The following is a 24,916-nucleotide window of genomic DNA, read 5'->3' on the forward strand; positions in this document are numbered from 1 at the left end:
GCAGCGGCTAAGCCTGCGCGGCCAGCTTCTTGCTGGCGGCGTCCAGACGGGCCAGCACGCGGTCCCGGCCGAGCAGCTCCATGGACTCGAACAGCGGCAGTCCGATCGTCCGGCCGGTGACCGCGACCCGGATGGGCGCCTGGGCCTTGCCCAGCTTCAGCCCGTGCTTCTCGCCGACGGCGAGCAGGACGGCCTTCAGGTCGTCCGCCTTCCACTCCGCGACGCCGGCCAGCTCGGCGCGGGCGTCCGACAGGATGTCGCCAGCGCCTGCCTTCATCGCCTTGTTCCACGACGCCTCGTCCTCGACCGGCTCGTCGAGGAAGAGGAAGTCCACATAGCTGGTGATCTCGGAAAGCAACGCCAGCCGGGTCTGGGCCAGGGAAGCCGCCGCCTCGAAGACGTCCTTGTCGAACGCCTCCGGCCGCCACGGCGCGTACGGGGCGACGAGCCACGGCGCGCAGGCGGCGGCGAACTGCTCCGGCGACAGGGCGCGGATGTACTCGCCGTTGAACGCCGTCAACTTCTTCACGTCGAAGAAGGCCGGCGCGGTGTTGACGTCCTCGATCCGGAAGAGCTGCTCCAGCTCCTCGTACGGCCTGATCTCCCGGTCGTCACCCGGGCCCCAGCCGAGCAACATCAGGTAGTTCACCATCGCCTCGGGCAGGAACCCCTCGGCTAGGTAGTCCTCCAGCGCCACCTTGTCCCGGCGCTTTGACAACTTCTGCCGCTTCTCGTTCACGATCACCGGCAGGTGCGCCCACACGGGCGGCTTGGCACCGAGCGCCTCCCACAGCAGCTGCTGCTTCGGCGTGTTCGACAGGTGCTCCTCGCCGCGGATGACCTGCGTGATGCCCTCGTCCAGGTCGTCCACAACGTTGGCGATCAGAAAGACCGGGGACCCGTCACCACGGGCGATCACGAAGTCCTCGATCGCGCTGTTCGGGAACGCCGGCTCCCCACGGACCAGGTCGACCACGACGGTCTCCCCCTCGTCCGGCGTCCGGAACCGCAGCGCCCGCCCCTCCTCGAAGGCCAGCCCCCGGTCCCGGCAGAACCCGTCGTACCCGAGGTGCTCCGACCCCGTGCGCTCCTTCAGCTGCTCCCGGGCGCAGTCGCAGTAGTACGCCCGGCCGGCCGCGAAGAGCTGCTGAGCCGCTTCCCGGTGCCGCTCGGCATTGTGCGACTGGAAGTACGGCCCCTCGAAAGCCGCATCCTCGCCATGGATACCGATCGCCGCGAGCGCGCTGATGATGCCCTCGGTCCACTCCGGCTTGTTCCGGGCCGCGTCGGTGTCCTCGATCCGCAGCACGAACCTGCCGCCGGACTGTCGCGCCACCGCCCAGTTGTAGAGAGCGGACCGTGCACCACCGACATGGAACATGCCGGTCGGGGACGGGGCGAAACGAACGCGAACCGGGGCAGTAAACATGCGCTCCAGGGTACCGACGCCGGACCTGTACCCCGGACCACTCGCCCTACCCCCACACCGATGTTTTCGGCCTTACTCGCTACCGGACTGGGCCGTCGTTAGCCCAAGTGCTGCTGCTGGAGGATCACTCAGGTACGACTCCAGCGGCGGATACGGGGGCGCTTGACCGCGGATGCGCTCGTACCACGGAAGTACACCCCCGTTGCATCCCCAGCACAGCAATCCCCTGATGCATTGACCGCAGGACTCACCCTTGTCGGGGCAACACTCATGGTCGTGATCAAGATGCAGACCATCTCCGTCGCCGTGCACCACCGGGCAAATAGCGCACTTGTACCCCTGATACTCAAAAAGGAGATACACATCCAAGAACGATCGCTTGTGCTTACCGGCTCGGGTCACGATCCCCTGACACAGCTTGCAGTTACCCCGGGGCAGGCCACCTCGCCCGGCATCGGTTCCGAAGTGAGTAAGCGGAAGTTCCTGCTGACACGAAGTACACCAGTAGACGCCTCGATCTATGAGCTGTCGGCCCGCGTCGGGCGGAGTCCTAAGCACAAGGGGGGTGAGCGACTGACCGCGTCTCTTCATCAGTGCATGTGATCGACATAGCCCTTCCGCATCTTCACGCGCCCTTGCACACTCCGGACCCCGGCACTGGTATTCCCTTCGAACAGGGGGAGGAAGAACGGAGAACGGCACTCCGCGGCGCCGCTGATCACTGTGTGTCCTGCACAGGCCACCGCTGTACACGGCGTGCTCGCACCCTGTCATCGCCACGCACTTGGCCTCGGGCTTGATCACCCAGTCGTACAGGGGAGTGAGTACCGCCCCCTTCCTGAGCTGCTGATAGTGCGCAGTGCAGAGCCCCCGAGCCTGGTGCGACCTGTCGCAACCGGTGAACCCACAGGTTCCACTCATGCCCTTGTTCACCAGCGGACGCAGGTCGCGCCCTCTCCGAATCTGGTCGTAGTGCCCCTTGCAGTAGCCCTTCGCAAGGTGTGGACGCTCGCACCCCTCGAAGTTGCACCCCCTCCAAGCGTTGCGAGTTTGGAGAGGGGTCAGTTGCTTGCCCTGGCGCTTCTGGTTGTAGTGGCTCTGGCAGAGCACCCCGCGGTTTGCCTCCCGGCCGCATCCGGCAAACTCGCACTCCCTGCGCCTACTCATGCTCATGGCGGCGCATGCTATTGGGAGGGACTGACAACGCCCGGCTCAAGGGAACGGGATGCCCATGCGGCCTCCACGCCGCCACTGACAGGGACAACAGGGCTGTCCGTTCCATCCTTCGGCCGGGCGACGTCGTCCTTCTGAAGGCGTCCCGCGGAGGGCAGCTGGCAGATCGCCCAGGCACTCACGGGACAACCCATCGCAGGGCTGTGAGCTGCGTCTCGTGCTTCCCTCAAGGCCGACCCCTATGGCGGCCGACTTCGAGGCCGTCTGTCAGGCGACAGCCGCAGAGCGCGTCCGCCCCAGCCAGCACCTCCAGATACTGCTCCAGACCGTTCACCCGGTGCCGCACTCTGCACCAACGGATGACTGCCTATCCACACAACCGGGGAGTCGCCGTCACCGGCATGCTGACTGTCCCGTCAGATCTCCTTGAACGTCACCTTTATGCCGAGTTCTTCTAGGCGCTGCTGGATTTGTTCAGCCTCATCGGCCTGTATCACCAACTGGAGTGTTCCCTGCAGATAGCTGATCTGCCGTTCGTCCAGGGCCATGTAAAACGCCCGGAATAGTGCGGCGAAGCCGTCGGCGCTGTCACCGTTGGCCAGGAGGTTCTTGGTGAACGAGAAGGCGACCTGCCGGTCCTTAACCTGTTCCGTTTTCGGAGATTGGTCCGGACTCGGCCTGTCGGTCTCCCGCTGCCGGGGCACGCTTGGTGTGTCGACCCCTGAGCTGCCGGGCTTGCGCGGTGAGCCATTGTCGACGGTGTCGTCGGCGCTCACAAAGCATGAACCTTCGTGAACCGGCTGGTCGCAGTCGGCGCACGTCTTGGGTTGTGGCTTGGCGAGGCGCAGGCCCGTGCTCGCGAGGTTGACCTGCCCTGGTGCTGTGACCTCCACCTCGGTGCCCGCTCCGTCGACGATGCTCAGCAGGCCCTGGCTGACAGCATCGTAGATCGCCTGCTGAAGGTCGCGGTCACCGCCGTACAGCAGCGGCAATCGTGGGGCGCTGTAGAAGGCGGCTCGGATGTCGGAGAGGGTCTTGCCGTAGTCGTGGTCGCGAAGGTTGTGCAGGAGAGCCTTGGCGCTGAACTGGCCAGTGTCGAAAACCTTGTCCCGAGCGGCGAGGCCCTTCCAGACGAGCATGCCGTCGAGGGCGGTGATGTTGTCCTTGTCGAACGTGAGCTGGTCGAGGTACCGCTCCCCGTCCGGATCGGGCTGGGCGAGGTAGGCGACATGCTGGTACGCCCGCTTGAGTGCCCTCTCCAACTGAGTCTTGGCCTCGGCGAGCTCCTTGGCGCCGATGGTCTTGAGCTCGTCGTCGTTCTGAATCTCGGGAGCCTGTAGAGCCTTCTGCCTCGCTAGATACTCCACCGCCAGGTTGCGTGCCAGGGCTCGCTGCTGGGTGTTCACGACGGCGTATACCGCACTGCTGGCCCACTGGACGGGGAGCTGCTGGGCACCTTGCCCGAGCCCCATGGCGACGGTGAGAGCCTCAAGGGTCGGCTTCTCCATGCCGTTGCGCAGGCTGTACTGCGCGGGGTCCAGCACGATGAGCCGGGTGGTGTAGGCGGTGTCCAAGCCTGCGGTGGCAAGGACGTCGGCAGGACTGCGTTGCGGGTCCGCCGAGACGAACTGCACCTCGCGGAAGGGGCCGTTGCTGGCCAGTCGCTTCGAGATGGCGGCGATGACTTGATCACGCTCGGCGTCGGTGATGGTGCGCCGGATGTTCTTGACCAGCATGCGGTGGGTGAGCCGGGTGGAGAGGAAGTAACGGGCCGGCTTGTTGTTGCCCTGGCCGGGAGTGATGTCGAGAGCACTCATCCCTCGGTTGGGGTTGACCAGCTCATCGACGACACCGTCGGCGTCGGTGACGGTGTACGTGGTCTCCGGCACGCTGGTGGCCGCCTTGACCTCAGGAGCACTGGCTCCGCGGCCCCGCCCCGGGCGCAGGGTGCCGACAACACTCGCCAGGAAGATAAAGGTGGCCGCACGTTCAGCCGCGCGTGGATTGTTCGGGCCCCAAGTGGTGGATGGCCGTTCAAGGTCCTGGCGGCGCGCTGCGCCCGACGAGCCGTCGTGGTTGATAACTTCGATCTCGGCCAGGCTCCGGTAGTTCGCGATGGTGCGGTCGTCCTCCACCAGGCCGCTGCCCAGGAGCGCCTCCCGGACGGTGCTGTCCGACAGTGGCAGGTCTCCGGGCCCTATGAGTGCTGGCACCCACTCGCCTGCCTTGCCGCGCTGCTGCAGGGCATAGACCGTGGCGGCGAAGATGCGGATCGTGGACCGGACTCGCTGGAAACCGGCGACCTTGCTCCACTCTTCCTGCGCCAGGCTCATCAGCATGGGGTGGAACGGGTAGCAAGCTGCCATCTGCGTGGGCCAGTTGCGGCGCCACCCCGCTCCGATCGGGTCCCAGACCTGCTTGCTCCAGGTCTTGTCCGTCAGCACGTCCTCGTAGAGCGCGGCAGTCGCGGCGAGCACCTCACCGGCGGGTTCGGCGTCGAACAGCCGGCGGCGGAGGATGTCGGCGAAGTCACCCACGCCGGTCACGGTGGTCGGCAGGCCGTTGCGGTCGAGCTGACTGTTCAGGTCGTCGCGGCGGGCCTGAGCGGCTGGCGAGAGCGCAGTCTTGTCGATGTCGGAGGCGATCATCACGACCAGCATCGAGACGTGGGGGACATCGTTGACGGCATCGAGCAGTGCCCGCAGGAACGCCATGTCCTGGGCTGCCAGGTCGGTCTGGTTCGCGCCATCGAGCCCGTTGCCGATGTAGTCGAGCACCTCGTCGATGATGATCAGAACGGGTCGGTTCACCGCGCTGATGGCCTCAGCGATCTTGTGCTTGTCGCTCCAGAACCGCCGGTAGCGCTCGAAGAGCGTGTAGTCCTTGGAGAACAGACGCCACAGGAAACGCTCATAGAGGTTGACCGCAGGCCCGTCGAGCTCCTGTACCCCGGCCCCCGGGGTCATGTTGTCGCAGGGCAGCACGACGACATGCGGACGTCCGAGGTCGCCGGTAAGGGGGTGGCCGATCCTGGCCCTCGCGCGCTCGGTCACCTTCTGACCGAGCTCGGTTCGCAGTAGCGCCCCTGGGTTGGCGGACAGATGGTAGGCGCCGATGCACGCGTGCGACTTTCCGCCGCCCATGCCCTGGTCGAGTCGAGTGACTGCTCGGGCTTTCAAGTAATCGTTGCCACCACCGATGCGGACTGCAATTTCGCTGAGCAGGTCGATGAGTCGCTCGGTCGGATGCGTGATGTCACCGTAGTAGTCGGCGTCGGCATAGGGCGGCCGGTCCGCTCCCGTGGCGTGAACGGCCCGGAACAGCGACATCTGTACGTCATCGATTTGCCCGGAGGCACTGCGGATCTCTTGGCGGAGCTTGAGCGCCTTCCACCACGGCGTCACGCTGGTCGTCATGGCTGCTCTCCTGGGCTGGTGGATACGAGGTTCACGGGGATGAGGGTGGTGTTGGTCGTCATCACATGAGCCGCAATTGGACGTCGTCGGTCAGTTGGGGCTGGCCCTTTTCGTAGTCGCTCGCAGCAACGGCCTCAGCGGCACTGACCACGCCGGGCCGGTTGCGCAATACGCGGGTGAAGCGGACGGAGTCCGGGTCGTTGTCGGGAAGCCGGTCTGCGAGGAACTGGACGGCGGCCCACAGGAAGGTGTCGTCGGCCGCGTGCTCTGCGGCCGCCAGTACCTGCCCCATGGCCTGTAGGCCCTCCTCCGAGGCAGCTGCGAGCGCGAGGGCAATGTCGATCACGGTCGAATCTCCGTCGATCTTGCCCTTGTAGTCCCGGGAGGCGATGAACCGCACACCCTTGTCGGCATCAGGAACCAGGTCGCGTATCGCCGCCAGGTCGAGCGAGGAAGCCAGAGCCTGCCAGCGCAGTTCGGACTTCGCCCGGATCTGGCGGTTGTAGAGCGTGATCCACCACAACGCGAACCGCGTTCGAGCGTCAAAGGTCTCCAGCGGCTGGTGGTTGATCTCGACGGCCATGGCCTCCTGGACTGCAGCTCGCGCCAGCGGAAGAAACGTGTAGATGTCGACGGGTTCGCCCTTGGCGTCGAGGATCTCGCTGTAACGGCCGACGACCTCCATGGCGGGTCCGGCAGCGGCCATCAGCATGTCCGCCGGCGCCAAGCCCCACCGCTCCCAGTCCGGGTAGCGCCGCTTGATCTCGGCCTTGATCTCGGCCTCGACCGCGCCCTTTCGCCCGGGGGATCGTCCGGGCGCCATGGGGCGGCACGACATGGTCAGGGTGGTCTCGATGTTCGCCTTGCCCTGGTGGTTGCTCGCCTCAGTGTTCGCGGGCCAGGAGCCCGTCATCACCAGGCCAGCCTTCTCGATGGCCGTGAGCAGGCGCTGCCAGACCTCCGGGTCTCCGGAGCCGAAGACGATAGTCACCAGTCCGTCGTCGCGGACCACGCGACGCATCTCACTGAATGCCTCGGCGATCTTCGTGTCGTAATGCTCGCGAGTTCGGTGCTCGTTGGGTGCCTCCCCCCGGACCCGCTTGACGATGATCTCTTCCGACTTCTCCTGGCAGCCGTGTTCGTCGGAAGTGATGATGAGTTCGGGCCAAGTGTTGTGCAGGGCTCGCTTCAGCCATGCGTAGATCAGATCGGAGGAGTCGGCGTACGCGAGCATCTCGTCGTACGGCGGGTCGGTGACCACAGCAGTGATGCACGCGTCCCGCAGATTCATCGAGGTAGCCGACCCCCGAGTCACGCTGACCGACGTCCCCCGGATATCAGCCATCAGATTCGAAAGCGTCGACATGCTGCTCTTGCACAGAGACGCCCAAGAGCCCGGCCCAGTGCCGATTCCCACTTCGAAGAAGTCCTGAGAGAAGGTAATTGACCCTTGATTGGCGTATATGTCATGGACTCCTGCGCGACTGATGTCGATCGTGCACCCGCGGGTAGCACGTCGAAGCTTCCGCGCAACGACTGACCCCGCGTATCCGCTCAGCGCCCGTGCGTAGTCAGCGCTCACCCCCGCCTTGTACATGAGTTCGTCGGCCACCTCAGCAATGGTCTGGGTGAGCATGACGAAGGCCAGGGTCTGCCGACCACACATGAAGTCGCCGTAGGTGCGCGCCCCGTAGATGGACGGCCCGATGATGTTGTTGTTGCCCGGTGCGATCCGTTCGTCGGGTACGGCACTCAGAAAGGGGCTTGGGTCGGACAGCTCACGTAGTGCCGCCGGCGTTGCGGCGACAGCCTCGAGCTCCGCTTCGGTGGGCTCCCGATACTCCTTGCCGAAGTCGTCCGAGTGGTCGGCCACCACTAGGAGCATGTCCGTGGCACGCCTCTCGTCGGTGAGTCGGCGATGCACATCGAGCGGGTGTACATGGCTGCAGAACGGACAGATCGCCGACTTCCCCGGCAGCGTCCGACCCTCAGCCGTACGAGCGCGTGTCAGCGTTGGGGTACGCCTTGGAGGTCCCTCGTGCACCACCGGTGCGCAGGTACCAGCAGCCGGGTCGGCTTCGATGTAGAACGACTGGCCGGGATCATTGACAGGCGGGGCGCCCTTGCGGCCACGTTTTTGACTCGGCCGTCGCAGCTCGTACGAGCCGACCAGAGGGAACCGGTTGCCGCACTCCTGGCACGGTATGGCGATGGCCCACAGGTACCCCCACGGTCGCTTGCCGTTGACCTCGGGGTAGTAGTCCGCCATGGCTGCCGTCCACCGGCGTCCCACCTCATCGAGAGTGGCGCGAACGTCAACAAGCAGCCGCGGCCGGTCGTCGTAGAGAGCGTCGCTCTCCTCGGCGAATGGCAGGCTCGGCTCCTGAGACCAGTCCCGGAAGGGGAAGTCGGTGAGGAGCGAGCTGGCCAGCACCGCGACCGGGCTGTAGTCGACACCGTGGGCTTCAAGCCCAAGCCGCCCCGCCTCGAGCGGGATCATTCCGCGCCCACTGAACGGGTCCAGGACCGATGCGCCCTCAGGGTTCGCCTTGAGAATCTCGTCGTGGAGTACCTGCCAGGCGGCGTAGCGCCCAGACATGGCCGTGTGCACCAGCTCTTGAAGACGCTGTTGCTCGGCCTGATCCTCTGGCCAGGGCAGCAGCGAGCAGAGCACCGCTGCCTTGGCCTGTGCGACAGGACGCTTTGCGAACCACGGAAACAGCCCGATCTCGGTCGCACCGCTTCCCCACCCCGCTGAACTGTTCACCGAAACCTCGGCACAGGGGAACCAGCGTTCGATCATGCGGGTCATGCGTTGCTCCCGGGGGCGTTCTTGAGACTGCTGCCCGGGACGCGGAACACCGCGTTCCCGGTCATGACGTTCGCGAAGAGGGTGGCGGGGTCCTGATAGGCGCCGAAGAATCGGCCCTTGCCGTCGGCACACTGGTCGATGACGTACAGCCAGTACTCCTTGCGGTGCTGGGTAGCGATGAGGACTTCGTTGCCAGTCATCCGAATGCCGTCGCTGGCCGCGCTGCCGAGCACGCCCTTGACCTCGACATGGCGGACCTGGCTGTGGCGGCGGGCCTCCAGGTCGTAACCGCGGCCCTCGGTATGGACATCGGCCACTGTCCAGCCGTCATCCTCAAGGAGTTGCTGCACGCGTCGCATGGAGACCAGTTCGGCGTCGATCTCGGCCTGGACACTGATGTCGGCAGTGGCCAGGACCCGGATCCGACCCACCTGCTTCGGTTCGGTCAGCTGCACGTCTGCGAGCCGCTCGAGCTCTTCGAGGCGCTGAGCGGTCTGGGCCTGAAGCCGGTGCCTCAGCTCCAGCCGGGCAGCGCGATCATCGATGCGGTCGGTGAGGCTCAGTGGCAGGTTGGTCAGGTCACGGCGGGCTTGAGCGAACCAGTCGGCGCGCACCTTCCGGTGCTCTGTGACGGTCGCGGCGGCCACTCGGCGGGCAGCTGTGAGCGCGTGTCCTTCCCTGGCCGGATGCGGTGCACTGCCGTTCTGGTCGGTGGGCACGAGGTTGGCCAGGGACTCCCACCTCACCGGGCGGGCGGTGCCGCTGTCGTCAACCTTGATCAAGGTGGCCCATACGCTGGCGCGCTTGCCGTTGCTCTCGGTCATCGTGGCCTCGTACGCGTACAGGTCGTACGGGGTGAGGCTGGTGGGATCTGCCGCGGCGCCGGACTGGTAGAGGTCCTCGGCCAGAGTGTGCTCGGCTATGTCAATCAGGTCGCTGAAGCCGGGCTCACCGGGGCCGAGGGTCACGGTGTCGCCGACATCGATGCTCTCCGAGGCTTCGCGCACAACGTCCCCGCTGGTGGCGACGTGAACCTCGTTCTGTCCGCCCAACGTGGCCGGAAAGCTTGCCTTGCCGCTCCGGGAGAGCCGCCGGAAACCGGGCCCGGCCGCGGTGGGCGTGGACTTTAGTACACCGGCCGCTGCGAGCCGGTCGAGGTATGCCTCGACAATGGCCGGGTTGATGCGTGCGAATAAGTCACGCTGGAGTAGCGTCAGCGCGGCCACCGCGTCCACCTGGCTGGCGAGGCGTCGCTCGTTGTCCCGTACTTTCCGGGCCGCCCGAACGAGTTCCTGGGCCTGGACCGCCTGGACTGCGTCGATGGCCTGCTGCTTCTTCACCTCGTCGTTGCCGTAGAGGTCCGACAGCCACTTGTCGTAGTCAACGCCGGTCATTTCGGCGACCACCGACAGGCTATCGAACATCTGGCCGCGCAGTTCGTTCGCTGCCGTGACGAAGTTGTCCAGGAGGCGCAGCAAGGTCACGCCTTCTCGGGTGTCGGTGGCGACCAGGTTGTAGAGGTAGACGTCGCGCTGCTGACCCACGCGGTGGATGCGACCCATCCGCTGTTCGAGGCGGACCAAGGACCACGGGATGTCATAGTTCACGAGAACGTGCGCGGCCTGCAGGTCGATGCCCTCGTTGCCGGCATCGGTGGTGACGATGATCTGGAACTCGCCGCGCATGAATGCCTTGCGTGCCTCGTCACGTTCGGTCTTGCTCTGGCGGCCGGAGTAGAGCTGGGCGCTATATCCCTGGTCCTGGAGCTGCCGGGCGATCCACTCGGCAGAGTCGGCATACTCGGTGAAGACCACGGCCTGATCACCGCTTCCGGGGTGAATCCCGTGGGGTGCCAGGCAGTCGTCGGTGAGCCGCTTCCACTTAGACGGCTGCCAGCGGGAGTCGTTGAGCGTTGCCTCGATCTGCTGCACGAGGCTGTTGATCGCAGTTCGCTCCGCCCGCGTAGAAGCCGAGACCGTATGGATCACCTTGGCCTCGTCGACCTCGGTCTCGTCACCGTGGTCCTCACGGTCGGCGATGAGCGCCGCCTCAGCCTCGCTCATTGCCCCCATGTGCTCATGCCGCCGGCCCAGCGTCTGGGCCAGAGCGTAGAGGCTCGAGGCTGCTCGCTTGCCGTAGACCATGCGGGCAAGCGGCTGCGCCACCGGAGGGAAGAACCGGTCGACCATTTCCAGGGCGGCCTTGTAGAAGCCGTACTCGGTCTGCGACAGGGGGACGCTGTGGTTGTGCGCCGTGCGGCCCTTGAACAACCGGGTCGTGCCGTCGTAGTCGACCAAGTCCTCCTTCATCCGCCGCAAGAAGTGGATGGGGCCAGGGCGCAGGGCACTGAGCTCGACGTTAGGGTCGCTGCCCGGATCCGGGTAGATCTCCGGGTCGACCAGGTGCAGCAGGTGCCGGAAGAGCCACTCCTTGCCTCGGTGGGGCGTTGCCGTCATCAGCAACGCCCGCGGTGTGTTCTTGGCCAGCAGCCGTCCGACCTGGTGGAATCCGGCGGCAGTCGGAGTCAGCCGGTGCGCCTCGTCGAAGACGACCAAATCCCAGCCAGCTTTGTCCGGCCGGATGGCGTCCTGTACCGCGGGATTCACCGCTGCTAACTCGAGCGAAACCACCCACAGGTCGTTGGAGTTCAGGGCGTCCTCACGCACCGTGGCTGAGGTTAACTGGCGCAGACCGCCCCCCAGCAGCCGCTGGAAGTCGTCCACCCACTTCGTGGCGAGGTTTGCCGGGCACACGATGATCGCCCGCTTGATCAGGCCGAGTCTCTGCATCTCACGCAGGTACAGACCGGCCATGATCGTTTTTCCGGTACCCGGCTCGTCGGCTAGGAGGAAACGCAGCAGGGGCTGGGGAAGCATCGCTCCGTAGACGGCCGTCGTCTGGTGCGCGTACGGCTTCAGCGGTGTGGCTGCCATCGCGCTGGACTCGGCGTTGGTCGCCGCGGCGTTCATCCACCGTGTCCACATGGCCGCCAGCACACGTGCGGAGTCAGCCTTCCCGTCGCTGACGAGAGGCCGCACGGTCTCCGTGTCTCCAGCTGCCAGATTCACTTCGTGACGACGGTCTTCGTCGTCGACCAGGATGAGGTCCCATGACCCCGGTTGATCTCCGGGCAGGGCGAACCTGACCGTGGCGAACTCCGGTACGCCAGCGGCCTGGACCCTTACTCTCTGACCACGCTCAAACGTGCCTTGGGACTGCATGCTTATGCATCAGCCTCAAGACTTGCCGGAACCCAGCTGAGACTGGCCAGAAGCCAACCCACTGGACGCGGACAAGCCATGACCTGGTCCTCCCCCTCGGCCAGCCGCGGTCCCCCAACCTGCGACTTACTAACGGAGCGTCAAATTACCGTATCTAGTTGCTACTTCCAATATGACGAGCACGAAGGGGGTGCAGGAGCCGCCACCGGCTCGGGTCGAAGAACCTCGCGGGACCTGGCCAAGAAGCTCAGCGGCCCCCGCAAGGACTGGACGAGCCTCCACACCCTGCTGGGTGCCTCCCATTCGGATGGTGGACGACGCACAGCGACGTGACGACCGTTATAGGCAGCCACGCCGTTCCGGTCGGCACCCGCCTGGCCACCTTCAGCCGAGGCCCCAACACCTGGCGGGCCCTCACCGCTACGGGGGCGTCAGTGCCGGCTTCCGATGGACCAACCCGACACGCACGGGCATACCCGTGGATGTCCTCGTGGCCGAAGGCGTCCGATTCGAGGGCGAGGCCGCCGTTCGGGAAGCTCGCCTGCCGCTGAGGGCACTCCGGGGCCTACTCGACTGCTGACCGCTTCCTTCAAACATGGCCCCGGAGTGGATCTGGAGGAAAACCTGCCCCGCTGGCCAGCACTCGGATCGCTGCAGAGAGAATGGAGGCCGGTGGCGGTATTCACGGGGTGACAACGGCATGGACTCTTTCGAGTTGGGGCGATTGACGGACCATGACTTCGAGGTGGTCTGCCGTGACCTGTTCAGCGATGTCCTCGGTAATCCCGCTGGAGATCTTTCCTCGCGGCCGGGACCGTGGCATCGACCTGCGGCACACCGGTCCCTCGGGGACGACCATTGTCCAGTGCAAACACTGGCCGCACGCGACCCAGGTAACGCTGATCAGGCGCCTGATCAAGGATGAACTGCCTAAGGTCCGCGCGCTGGCACCCGACCGTTACATCGTCGCCACAACGGTCGGGTTAACCGTCGGCGGCAAAGAAGAGCTCTGCGGTGCCTTCGCCCCATACGTGCGCGACACCGGCGACCTGTACGGCGTGGATGAGATCGTCGCCGAGCTGCTGCGCCGACCGGACCTGGTCCGGCGGCACTTTCGGCTCTGGCTGAGCAGCACCGCAGTCCTCCAGACCGTGCTGAACCACGGCAAGTACCTGCGGTCGTCGTGGCTTCAGAAGCGGTTGCAGAGCATCGCCGACACCTTCGTCCCGCACGAGGGCTTCGAAAGAGCCAAGCAGCTTCTGGACACTCAGCAGGTCTGTGTCACCGCCGGCATCCCCGGGGTGGGCAAGACGACGGTGGCACTGATGCTCGTGGCCTGGCTGATGAGCAACGGCTACGAGGTGCACGAGATCTCCCAGGACGTCGAAGAAATCGGCACTGTGTGGCGCGACGGCACCCAGCAGGTGTTCCTGTATGACGACTTCCTGGGGCGTACAACTCTGGATGCGTCGTTGAATAAGAACGAGGACAATCGCCTGCTGTCGGTGATCCGGGAGATCCAGGAGACGCCCGGCAAGGCCCTGGTAATGACGACCCGCGACTACCTGCTGGAGCACGCCCGTCTCCGACACGACCGGCTCTCGGCGCCGGACGTGTCGGAGGCGGTCAGTGTGATCCGGCTGACCGACCTGGATGTACGGGTACGGGGCCAGATCCTCTACAACCACGTCCACCACTCGTCTCTGCCGCCGGACGACAAACGCCGGTTTGCCAATCCGGAAGTGTGGCGTCCGGTGGTCCGACACAAGAATTTCAACCCTCGCCTTATCGAGGAGACCCTCCGGCTGTCCGCGCGCCGGGGCCAGGACATCGCCGCGGCGATGCTCGAGAACCTGGACGACCCGCGCCGCGTATGGGAACGCATCGTTGAAAACGAGCTGACGGACGAGGCTGTCCACTTGCTGGAGGTGCTGTTCACCTTCGGGTCCGCCGGTCTAGAGGACCTGGAGGAGTCCTGGGGCTGGTACCGCAAGGAGATGGGTCGGGCGGCGGACGGCCGGACGTTTCGCAGGGCCCTGGCGCCCTTCCCATGGGAGGACACTCATGCCACCGAGAGAAAAGGAGATCCTTTCCTAGTCCAAGCTTCACGTCAGCTCCTCGACGTCCAGCACCGAGTCTCCGCGCAACTCAACTACATTTCCTGCACGAACCAGCCTTCCTCTGACCGTGACGGCAATGTTCCTTCGGTGAGCCTCGATGGCGTACGCGTACTCGTGTTCATTCAGTCGCACATGAACTGTTCCCTCACTCCCTCCAAGGCCAATCGACATCACCATGACTCCGCCAGCGTGAACGTTTGAAATGTCGCCGAAATCGCGAAATACTCCCAGAACGGGACCGTTAAGAGTAAGCTCTTCCGTTTCTTCCGGCATTTCGATTTCAAGCGACCGCAAGTTCGCTGCCACCAGGTTGGCGGACTGCCATCGCCTCCGGGCAGTTGAGAGCACTTGCTCTAGGTCGGGGATGCGCTCTAGATCACCCCGCTGGAAAGTGAGCGTGACGTCGCGATCTCCGACATCTTCATAACCGGCAGCCAACTGGAACGAGAAGTCGATAGACCGGAGTTCCAGCGAATCAATCATGCTCGCCAGGCTCTTCGCCAAAGCCGCACCTACGGTTGCCCCACGGAGACCCGAAGAAACGGGCAACCCGCTCTGAAGGTTCCCGGTCATAGTCTGCATGGAAGCAAGATCACGCATCAGCGTTCTGACCACTTGCCGAGCGTACGGGACACCTTCGGTGTCGCCAGATACCACCTTGAGCCGGTCAACGTTCAGCTGCGACATAACCATGAGCGAAATCGACTCTTCCGAGGTGAATCGCGAAAAATTAACACTATCGCTCAGATAGCGAGTTACCTGCTTCGCTCGACGACCGCCACCGGAACTATTCGGATTTCGGGCACGGATAGCAGCGTTTTCCAGCAGTCCATGGAAGCCATCTATAACAGATTTCGCCTGAATGAAGGTGACATCCGAATCTCCGTCCCCCTTGTTCAACTGAACGGAGATAAGGTCAAAACCTGGAGTTTCAATACTCTCTAGGAGGCCCCAGGGATCAAGGTCATAAATTCGCCCCAGCGCGATCAGCGTGTCCCCGAAGCGCTCTTCATAGTCTTCGTAGTCCTCGGCCAGAGGCAGCATGACTCGGTATCGATATCCGGGACTCTCATCCGACGGATAGCGCCAGATCTCCCTTACGCCCTCCCGCCGCTTCTCGAGTTCCCAACCTTGTCCGGCCATGAACCGTGCAACCGCAGGAGGGGTGACGGCCGGAACAAGGGCACGGAAGCGGTCACGCGTCGATCCGTTCACCAGTCACCTCCATCTCCGAATGTCTTCATGAGGTCCTGCAGCCTGGCAGGGCTGAGCAAGTCCATCGGCCGAAGTGTCACCGTCCCAGACTTCTGCCCCGGCGGCAGGGGCCGCCACCCACTCGGGTCGGAGAACAGAAGCGGACCGGGCGAGGTCAGCCCGTCCTCCGTCTGTTGGACATACTCCGCCGGATCGGATGCCTGGGGAAGAATCAGCACCACGAGCAAGGTCGGCGTGTGACGCTTGGGGTTGCTCAGCTTCGTGTAGGAGGCCCGGTCAAGCGAGAACGAGATCGTCCCGTTCCGCAGCAGCCGAGTAACGTTGCGGCTGGCGCTGCACTTCAGCTGTACCTTGATCGAGGGCGCGTACCACTCCTCGTACTCCTGGGACGAGGCGATGATGGTGTCGATCGCGTCATAGTCGAGCGTGGGGTTACACAGGTGGAATTTGGCGCCTGCTACGACCATTCCCAGGCGGTGCCGGCTGATCTCCTCGAGGGATGCGCTCATGGGCAACCCCGTGAGCAGGGAGTCATCCCCCGCGCTGTTGTGGATCACCTCAGGCGACACCACATGCGCCAGCGGCCTCGCGCTCCATCAAGCCGCACCGTGCCCTCCCAGCCCCCTTCGGGGTCCAACTCGCCGAACGGGCTTACAACTCACTGGGCCGAGAGCGGCTCGCCTAAGGATCGGTTCCAAGCCCAACGGCTGGACACCACACGCTACATGCCCGGCCCGGTCTTCCCATCGAGGTGATCGCAAGTGATCAAAACTGCCGCTGCCCGATCAGACGTGCGAGCGACAAGAGGATGTCCATAACCTTAAGGCCGGCGAGTCGGCGTCAGCAGCCCTCGTATGCGCCCCTGGGGTAGCGGGCCCCTCACTACCGCTCACGCCTGAAGCCGAAGGACTCGTTCACGGGGGCCTGGCACACGTCCGTGACATTTTCGGCCACTCACCGGCGACGCCCGGCTGCGCCGCGTAACCTCACAGACATGGAGGCATCAGCATCCGGTGCAGGTCAGGACGCCGATGAGGAGGCACGGCGACGGCTGGACGCCTACACCTACCTCAGCGCCCCCGAGCGGCTGGAGCACCTGGCGATCATGCGGGTCTTCTGCGGGACTCTGCTGGCGGACCTGGCCGTCCCGGACGTCCTGGCGAAGCTGCGCCAAGCCGGGGGCCCTTCCGCCGGGCTCGACGCCGGCACCCTCACCGTCCGGCTCGAACAGCTGGTGAAGTGGGGCAACCTACTGCGCAGCAGCCACACCGTGAAAGCGTCCAGCATCAGCGAGTACCAGCGGTCCCGTGCTCGCTACCAGTTGTCGAAGTTGGGCGAACGCATCCAGCGGGACGCCGACGGTGTCCTGGCCGAGGCGGACGCCGCCCGCGAGGTGAGCAACGAGCTGCTCGCCCTGGTCGAGCACGGGCTCAAGGAGCTGGCCGAGCTCGTGACCGCGCCCGGCGGCATCCAACCGCAGGACGGGCTGGAGCGGGTCAGCACGCTGTTCGTGCAGTTCACCGAGTTCGCGGATTCCATCCGGGACTTCTATGCCTACCTCGGCCAGGTCCTGGCCCGGTACGACCTGGACAGCGCCGAGTACCAGGGCTTCAAGGAGCTGCTCCTGGACTACGTCGAGGCGATCACTGAAGACGTGGCGTTCCGCGCGCCTCGGATCTCGGCAGCACTGGACACGCTGTGGCCGTACGTCCCGGGTCTGCTCGCCCGGCTGGACGCCCATGCGCAGGGCCTCACCGGGCTGTCCGCGCAGGGCGACGGCCGACTGGAGACGCGGGTGCAGCGCAGCCGTGGGCGCGAGCTCACGGACTGGGAGGGCCTGCGCGGCTGGTTCAACGACACCGACGGGCAGGGCAGCCAGGTCGATCAACTGCGGGATGCCACGCTGCGTGCGTTGCAGTCGCTGCTCGCCAACGCCAAGCGGATGCTGCGGTCGGCCACCGGGGAGATGTCCCGGCGCAAGGACCTGCTGCGGCTGGCCCGGTGGTTCGAGGAAGCGGCGCCGCAGGACGCGCACGACATCGCCGTCGCCGCCTTCGGGCTGTACGGCGCGCGTCATCTGGGCATACCCCCGGCCACCGACGAGGTGGTGCCTGCCTACACGAGCTGGTGGACCGGGCCGGTGGTCGAGGTGCCGGTGGCCCTGCGGGAAAGGGGCAGCCGCGCCCAGCGGGGCCGGACGTCCGCGGTGGAGGACCACTCCGCGCAGAAGCGGCGGCTGCGGGATGAAGCCCGTGAGCGGGCGGCCGCCAGGGCAGCGGCGGCGGACGAACTGCGTAGCGCATCAGGCCGGTTCGCCGAGGTGCGCCTCACCTCGGCTGCGCTCGGTCTGCTCCTGGAGCTGCTGGCCACCGCACTCGGGAACGTGCAGCTGAGGCGTCGCGCCGGCACGGAAGGGGCGGGCGCGACGGAATTCGACCTCGACCAGGCCCACAGCGAGGACGCCGAGCTGGGCGTTCGGCTCACCGTGCGACGCACGGCGGGCGCCCGGTGCGTCCTGCACTCGGTCGACGGCGACCTGCTGCTGGACGACCTTGAGCTGGACGTCGGCCGCACCTCCTCCGACACGGCCGACGGCGATGCGGAGGTGAGCGTGTCATGAGCCTCCCTTCGACACACGACGTGGCCCTGGCCGCCGAGCGCCGCAGCGCCGCCCGGCTGCTGCTCGCACATCCGCTGGTCACCTCGGACGGCCCGCACGCCGACCTCTTCCCGCTGATCCGTAGGCACGCCGACTGGCTGGGCAAACGGTTCCAGCAGGTGCTCGGCTACCGCCTGCTGGTCGACAGCTCCTACGCCCGGCTCTTCAAGGCGGGGCTGGGAGCAGGCGCGGGACACCGACTGGAACGCTCCACCGGCACCCCCTTCACCCCGCACACGTACGCCTGCCTCGCGCTGACCCTGTCCGTGCTGGTGACCGCACCCGAACAACTGCTGCTGTCACAGCTGGTCGCCGACATCAGGGCCGCCGCAGCCGACGCCGAGATCGAGCTGGACGAGACAGGCAGGGCGGCCGGGAAACGGACCTTGGTAGCAGCTCTGCGCCTGCTGGTCGAGTGGGGCGTCCTCATCGAGACCGAGGGCCATGTGGCCGCTCTCGCACAGGATGCGGGCGGAGAGGCTCTGATCACAGTGGACCGCGAGCTGGCCCGAGTCGTCGTAGCCGGCCCGCTCGCCCAGGCCCGTGATGGCGCCGACCTGGTCCGGCGGGCAGCGGACCCGGGGTTCGGCGGTCCTCGCACCTATGTGCGCCGGATGCTCGTCGAGACACCCGTCGTCTACCTGGACGAGCTGACCGACGCCGAACGCGACTGGTTGCGCACCCGGCAGCGCCGCGAAGCGCAGGCGTTCTCCGAACTTCTGGGCCTGGAGATGGAGATCCGCGCCGAGGGAGTGGCGCTGGTGGATCCAGAGGACGAGCTGACGGATCTGCACCTGCCCGGCACCGGGACGGTCGCGCAGGCCGCGCTCCTGCTGGTGGAACGGCTCGTGGAGCGCCTTCGGCCGCAGGAACCCGGGCACCCGGCGACCGGAGGGATGCTCGTCATCGGCGTGGCTGTTCCGGACGGCCTGGTGGACGAGTTGCTGGCCGAACTGGTCGCCGAGTACGGACAGCGCAGCAACTGGCAGCGTGACTACCTGGAAGACATCCGCGCCCTGCGGGAGGCCGTACTGGACCTGCTTGCCCGCATGCGGCTGATGGCCCGGACCGGCCATCTGCGTGCCGAGGGCTATGGCCTGCCGGAGGGGTACGCCGATGAGGCACCGGAGGGGCGCACCGTGACCGATGTCCGCGGGGTACGTCCCGGCGGTGACGGCTGGGTACTGCTGGCCGCGGCGGCGCGCTACGCCACCCACGTGACCGTGCGCCCGGCCACCGCAGCCGGCAAGGGCACGGATGTTCAAGAGGAGTTGCCGTTGTGACCACCGATGCGCGTGGCCTCGTCCCGCTGCCGCGTTCCGGCCCCACGACGACCGCCGGCACCCGCTTCCGGCTGCACCGGGCAGGCATTCAGAACGTGTGGCAGTACGACGAGCAGGAGTTCGCCTTCGGCGACGGACGGCTGCTCCTGCGCGGCAAGAACGGCGCGGGCAAGTCCAAGGCCCTGGAAATGCTGCTCCCATATCTGCTGGACGGCGACTCACGGGCGCTGGACGCGACGGGCACCGGCCGGACCACTCTCGCCTGGCTGATGCTGGACGGGTTCGAGCAGACCAACCGTCTCGGCTACCTGTGGGTGGAGTTCCGGGGCACGACCGACGGCGGCGACCATCGCCACCTCACCCTCGGCGCCGCCATCCGCGCCTCGAAGTCGACGCAGAAGGCGCTGCCGACGTTCTTCGTCACGCCGCTGCGCGTCGGTGAGGACCTGCACCTGGTCGAGAGCGGAAGGCCCCTGCCGGTCGACCGGCTCAAGGAGATCGTCGGCTCCGACAACGTCACCGACCGCGCGGTCGTCCACCGCTCGCGGGTGGCTCGGGAACTGTTCGGCATCACCGACGCGACCCGCTACCGCAACCTCACCCAGCTCCTCCACCGGCTGCGGCGGCCCACTGTCGGGGACCGCATCGAGCACGGAGGACTCGCCTCCCTGCTGAGCGAGACCCTGCCGGGGCTCGACGAGGACGTGGTCGAGAAGGTCGCGCGCAACCTCCACGACCTCGACGCCGTACGCGACGAACTCGGCCGCCTGGAGCGCACCGATACGGCGCTGCGTACCTTCCTCATCAGTTACCGCGGATACCTGTCCGGAGTCCTGCGCTCCCGCGCGCAGGCGGTGAGTGGGGAGCTGGAGGTCCTCGCGCAGCGACGCCGGGCGGCCGGAGACGCCGCACAACGGACCAGCGAGCTGAGGACGCAGGAGGAGGAGGCGGAAGCCCGGCTGGAGACCCTGCGCGACGAGGAAGAAGCCGCCCGGACCGACCTCGCCGCCCTGCACGCCGGCCACGCCTACCGCAGCCTGCGCGAACTGTCGGAACGCCGCACCACGGTCGAGGCACTGCACACCGCCGCAGTGGCCGCCTTCACCGCCCTCGGCAACGCACACAGCGCAGAGGACGGCGCGGCCGAGCGGCTGGCCGACGGTGCCGCACACCTCGGCGGCCGACTCGCCGAACTGAGCACCGAACGCAAGGAACTGCTGACGCAGGCGGAGAAGGCAGGGCTTCCCACCGGCCATCTCGGCGAGGCAGTCGCCCTGCCCCGCACGGTCTGCTCCCAGGCCGGCGAGACGGAGCTGACCGCTCCGGACGGGGAGAGGCACATCGTGCAGCACCGGTCGGTCGTCCGTGTGGACACGGCGGCGGTGCAGGACGGACTGCTGTCCTGGCAGGGGCAGCTGGAGGACGCCGAGACAGTCGTGAAGAACCGGACGCGGATGGTCCAGGAGGTGACGCACCTCACCGCGCAGGCCGAGAAGGCCCGAAGCCGGGCGGAGCAGGCCGACACCGAGCGGGAACGGCTGGAGAGCGAGGCGGAAGAGGCCGCGGGCCGTCTCGACGCCGGCCGCGAGAAGGTCGCCGAGGAGAGCGGTGCCTATGCCCGCCGGGTCGCCGAGTGGGTCACTCGCACGCGGGCCGCCCTCGGGTCCAGCTGCCCGCCGCTGGACGCCGTCCACGCAGTGGTCACCTGCGAGAGCACCGCCGATGCCCCGTTCGCGGACCGGACGCTCCCGCCCGACATCGACGGCCAGGCGTGGCAGGCCGCCCATGCCGCACTGGAGCCGTACGGCGAGGAACTCACCGGACGCCGCGATGCCCTGGCCCTCACCGTCGGCCGGCTCGACGAGGAACTCGGTCGTCTGGCGAGTCAGAAGCGTGACTGGGAGCGACGTACTGATCCCGAGCCGCCGGTCCCCCACCACCGCGTTGCCGAAAGGACACCGGGCACCGGGGCGCCGTTCTACCGGCTGGTGGACTTCGTGGACGGGCTGAGCCCCGCGTACCGGGCGGGTCTGGAAGCAGCGCTGGAAGCCGGCGGAATCCTGGACGCGTGGGTCGGCGCGGACGGCGCCCTTGTCAATTCCGGCACCCGTGACACTCTGCTGCGTCCCGGTTCCGCGGCGCCGGACGGGCCGACCCTCGCCTCGGCCCTGCGCCCGGCACCACAACCGGGGTGCGGGGTCACGTCCGAGCAGGTGGAACACCTGCTGGCCACCATCGCGCTCGCACCGGCCGAGGAAACGACCGCTCATGATGCGGTGCACTATGACGGAAGCTGGCGTCTGGGCATCCTCAGCGGCCGGCACCACAAGAGCGACGCCGAGTACGTGGGAGCCGCCGTACGCGCCGAGACCCGGCGGCGCATCCTGGCCGAGCTGGAGGAGCAGCTCACGCAGACGGAGCAGCGGCTGACCGACGCCCGTCACGAACTCACTGAGGCCGACGCCCGGCGCCGGGCTCTCAGGTTCGCGGAACAGGACTTCCCCCGGGCACGCGGTCTCGCCGACGCCTGGAGCAGAGCCGAGTCGGACGAGAGGACGCTGCGTGACCTGACCGCCAAGGCCACCAGCGCGGCGCGGCTGGCCGAGGAGGCCCGCACCCTCGCCGTAGCCGCACGCACCGAGGCGGACGCCACCGCCACCGCTTATGACCTGCGCAGCGACCCCGCCGAGCTGGAACGCGTACGCACCGCGCTGGCCGCCCTTCTCACCGGCATCGGGCATCTTCGCCGAGCGATCGGCAGCACGGGCGAGCGGCTCGGCACCCATCACACCGATGCCGAGCGATACGAACACGCCCGTGAAGAACGCCTGGCCGCGGAGGAGAACTACCGGCTCCGCCTCACCGGGCTGCGTACCGCACAACAGGACCTGCGCACCCGCGAGGAGGCCATCGGGGCGACCGAAGAAGAGATCCTCGCCCGCGAGCAGGAAACGAGACAGCGCATCGCGCACGCCGCCCAGGCCGTCCCGGCGGCACAACGTTTCCGGAACGATCTGCACGACCGGCGCGTGCGCGCGGAAGAGGAGGAGAAGCGCCTGCGCGAGGCCCTGACCGCGCAGGAGACGGCGGTCATCGCGACCGGCGGCGCCCTTCGCGGCGCACTCGGCCGGCCGGAGGTGGTGCACGGCGCCGGGCTGGACCGGTCCGCACTGCCCGAGGACGTGGCGGACGACCCCGGCTCGGACGTCCGCAGCCGTCTGCGTGCGCTACAGGCGCTGGCCGACGCGGTACAGCAGGCCCTCGGCCGCCCGAAGGCCGAGGTGTCGGACAACACCCTGCTTAACCGGCACACCGACCTGCGCGACCAGCTGGCCGGCGGTTACGACGCGCAACTGGACGAACGCGACGGCATCAAGGTATGCCGCCTGATCGACGACCACGGCTCCCACGACGTCGCGGCCGTGGGCGAGCGGATCGCCGTCCAGGCAGCGGAGGCCCGGGGACGGCTCACCGAACGCGAACGCGAGGTGTTCCAGCGGTTCCTGACCGGCGAGCTCGGCGACCATCTCTCGGCCCAGGTCATCACCGCGGCCAACCTGGTCGCGGCACTCAACGACACCCTGCGCACCGTACGCACCTCACACGGTCTCGGCGTGGAACTGCTGTGGAAGCTGGACGAGGACGTCGACGCGGACGTGCGGGCGGCCGTGGACCTGCTGCGCAGTCCGTCGAGCCTGCGCACGCGTGAGCAGACCGAGCAGCTCCGCGAGGTGCTGCAACGCCGGATCGAGGACGCCCGGCGGGCCGATCCCTCAGCCGGTTACGCCACCCACCTGCGGACCGCTCTCGACTACCGCAGCTGGTTCCGCTTCCACACCTTCGTGGTCGAGGACGCCGCTCCGGGACGGCGGCGGAAACTGACCGGCCGCACCGGGCTCAGCCAGGGCGAGCAGCGCGTGCTCTCCTACCTCGTGCTCTTCGCCGCAGCCGCCGCCCACTTCACCAGCCTCGCCGAGTCGGCACCCCACGCCCCGCGGCTGATCCTCCTGGACGACGCCTTCGCCAAGGTCGACGAACCCACCCACGGGAGGCTGGGACGCATCCTCGTCGATCTCGATCTCGACTTCGTCCTCACCAGCGAACGGCTCATGGGCAACTGGCCGGAGGTGCCGTCCCTCCACATCTACGAGTGCCTCCGCGATCCCCATGTGCGCGGGGTGGCCACCCTGCACTACACCTGGAACGGCCGGCACCGGCGTCTGGTGTCCGTATGAGCAAGCTGCCCGCGGCGACACGGGACTGGCTGGCCGGTCCCGGGCTGACCAGGTTCTGGCAAGCCGTACGCAAACGCCTGGAAAGCAACGGCGTGCAGGCCACCGGCTCCCTCCGGCTGACCTCGGTGAGCACCCAGGAACGCAACGACCTGTCGCTCCTGCTGGGCAAACCCGTCACGGGTACTGCCGTGACTGTGCGCCTCGATGCGCTCGACACGCGGCTGCGCGCCTCGGCTGCCGGACTCGGGCTCAGGAACGTCTTGGAGGCGCTCGGCCCTCCACTCACCGACCGCCGTGCCGTCCGCGCGGGTATCGCGGCACGGCGCGAGCACGTCTGGTCGTCGCTCGCCTCGGCGCTGGACGCCTCTCCGCTCGCCGGACAGAACTGGACCGGGCAGTGGTACGACCTGCTGCGCCGCACTGGCGTACCGAGAGGAGTGACACCCGAAACGGCGGTACGCACGCTTCAGCAGGCCGTGCAGGTCCTCACCGTACTGCTCGGCCCGGAACGGGGTGGCACCCGAGGCCGAGGAGAACTCGCCGCCCTGGCGACCGGGTCCGCACACGGCCTGGACGACGGCACCTGGCTCGCACGCCTCGTCCAACGCGGCATCGCCCTTGCCCACGGCACCGAGTTCCCCGGCGACGCGGCCGGCCGACGCGCACTGTGGCGTCTGGTTTCCGTCACACCGGACGAGGTCTCCAGCACAGTGCTGACGTACGGGCTGCGGCCTGTCGGCGGGGGCTGGCGAGAGCGGGCCCTGCGGGAGCGGACCGACCACCACGCCGAAGCCCACCTTACGCCGCGCGATCTGCACGGCCTGCAGCTGCAACTGTGTGCCGGAACAGTGATCCACATCTGTGAGAACCCGCGCGTGGTGGAGGCTGCGGCGGACGCTGCCTGCGTCCGACCCTTGGTGTGTACGTCCGGCAGCGCGGCCACCGTGGTCCTCACACTCCTCGACGCTCTCGCCGCCACCGGCTGCAGCTTCGCGTACCACGGCGATTTCGACTGGCCGGGCATCGCCCTCGCGAACCGGATCATCCGCCGCTACGGGGCCCGGCCATGGCGCATGGGCGCCGAGGACTACGAGCACCTGGCCGCTCGAAGCCAGGCGGAGGGGATCCCTCAGTTGCCGCTCGACGGCCAGCCCGTCAACGCGGTCTGGGACCCGGACCTCGCCCCTGCCATGACCGCTCTCGGGGTCGCGCTCCATGAGGAGGTCACGCTCGATCTCTTGGTGGACGACCTGTCGCGCCAGGCATAGAGACGACATCCCCGACCGATCCACCCGGAGGGTTCTTAGGAGTTCTGTCGCGGCAGCGTGTCCGTAACCGCCCACGCTGTCAGTC

Annotated in this window: 11 protein-coding genes; 5 read left to right on the plus strand and 6 right to left on the minus strand. The window is 67.0% G+C overall.

The annotated features are described in order from the left end of the window. Nucleotides 1-7: 7 nt before the first annotated feature. From gltX to ACZ45Q_RS08705, 5 genes are all read right to left on the minus strand, one after another. Complete coding sequence (gene gltX / locus ACZ45Q_RS08685) at nucleotides 8-1,381, minus strand: glutamate--tRNA ligase (protein ID WP_468257534.1); 1,374 nt, start codon at nucleotides 1,379-1,381, stop codon at nucleotides 8-10. Between the two features lie 120 nt (nucleotides 1,382-1,501). Next, entirely contained in the window at nucleotides 1,502-1,831 is a 330-nt protein-coding gene (locus tag ACZ45Q_RS08690; RefSeq protein ID WP_461698685.1) for an endonuclease domain-containing protein, read from the minus strand. Between the two features lie 1,187 nt (nucleotides 1,832-3,018). Then, nucleotides 3,019-6,018, minus strand: a complete 3,000-nt coding sequence (locus ACZ45Q_RS08695) for a DUF499 domain-containing protein (protein ID WP_468256909.1) — start codon at nucleotides 6,016-6,018, stop codon at nucleotides 3,019-3,021. Nucleotides 6,019-6,079: 61 nt separating this feature from the next. Next, nucleotides 6,080-8,830 carry a DUF1156 domain-containing protein gene (locus tag ACZ45Q_RS08700; RefSeq protein ID WP_468256912.1) on the minus strand — a complete coding sequence of 917 codons (2,751 nt, stop codon included), beginning with the start codon at nucleotides 8,828-8,830 and terminating at the stop codon, nucleotides 6,080-6,082. Beyond that, nucleotides 8,827-11,799: a helicase-related protein gene (locus tag ACZ45Q_RS08705; RefSeq protein ID WP_468256915.1), complete on the minus strand. Its 2,973-nt coding sequence runs from the start codon at nucleotides 11,797-11,799 to the stop codon at nucleotides 8,827-8,829. The genes ACZ45Q_RS08700 and ACZ45Q_RS08705 overlap by 4 nt, the downstream gene beginning before the upstream one ends. 1,007 nt (nucleotides 11,800-12,806) lie before the next feature. On the opposite strand from ACZ45Q_RS08705, the gene ACZ45Q_RS08710 reads away from it, so the two are divergent. After that, nucleotides 12,807-14,372 carry an nSTAND3 domain-containing NTPase gene (locus ACZ45Q_RS08710; RefSeq protein WP_468256918.1) on the plus strand — a complete coding sequence of 522 codons (1,566 nt, stop codon included), beginning with the start codon at nucleotides 12,807-12,809 and terminating at the stop codon, nucleotides 14,370-14,372. Between the two features lie 1,010 nt (nucleotides 14,373-15,382). Here the strand turns inward: ACZ45Q_RS08710 and ACZ45Q_RS08715 are convergent. Next, the gene (locus tag ACZ45Q_RS08715; protein ID WP_468256921.1) at nucleotides 15,383-15,895 is read right to left on the minus strand and encodes a DUF4365 domain-containing protein; all 513 of its coding nucleotides are present in this window, start codon (nucleotides 15,893-15,895) and stop codon (nucleotides 15,383-15,385) included. A gap of 485 nt (nucleotides 15,896-16,380) precedes the next feature. Between ACZ45Q_RS08715 and ACZ45Q_RS08720 the strand changes: the two genes are divergently transcribed. From ACZ45Q_RS08720 to ACZ45Q_RS08735, 4 genes are read left to right on the plus strand one after another with little or no spacing between them, the layout of a single operon-like run. Next, nucleotides 16,381-18,006 carry a TIGR02677 family protein gene (locus ACZ45Q_RS08720; RefSeq protein ID WP_468256924.1) on the plus strand — a complete coding sequence of 542 codons (1,626 nt, stop codon included), beginning with the start codon at nucleotides 16,381-16,383 and terminating at the stop codon, nucleotides 18,004-18,006. Further along, a complete protein-coding gene (locus ACZ45Q_RS08725; protein WP_468256927.1) occupies nucleotides 18,003-19,328 on the plus strand; it encodes a TIGR02678 family protein in 1,326 nt (441 codons plus the stop codon). The genes ACZ45Q_RS08720 and ACZ45Q_RS08725 overlap by 4 nt, the downstream gene beginning before the upstream one ends. After that, on the plus strand, nucleotides 19,325-23,563 hold the full coding sequence (locus tag ACZ45Q_RS08730; protein ID WP_468256929.1) for a TIGR02680 family protein: 4,239 nt from the start codon (nucleotides 19,325-19,327) through the stop codon (nucleotides 23,561-23,563). Before ACZ45Q_RS08725 ends, ACZ45Q_RS08730 begins: the two co-directional genes overlap by 4 nt. Beyond that, nucleotides 23,560-24,831, plus strand: coding sequence for a TIGR02679 family protein (locus ACZ45Q_RS08735; RefSeq protein WP_468256931.1), 1,272 nt, complete (start codon nucleotides 23,560-23,562; stop codon nucleotides 24,829-24,831). The genes ACZ45Q_RS08730 and ACZ45Q_RS08735 overlap by 4 nt, the downstream gene beginning before the upstream one ends. The last annotated feature ends 85 nt before the right edge of the window (nucleotides 24,832-24,916 follow it).

The organism is Streptomyces sp. NPDC031049 (genome assembly GCF_055571015.1).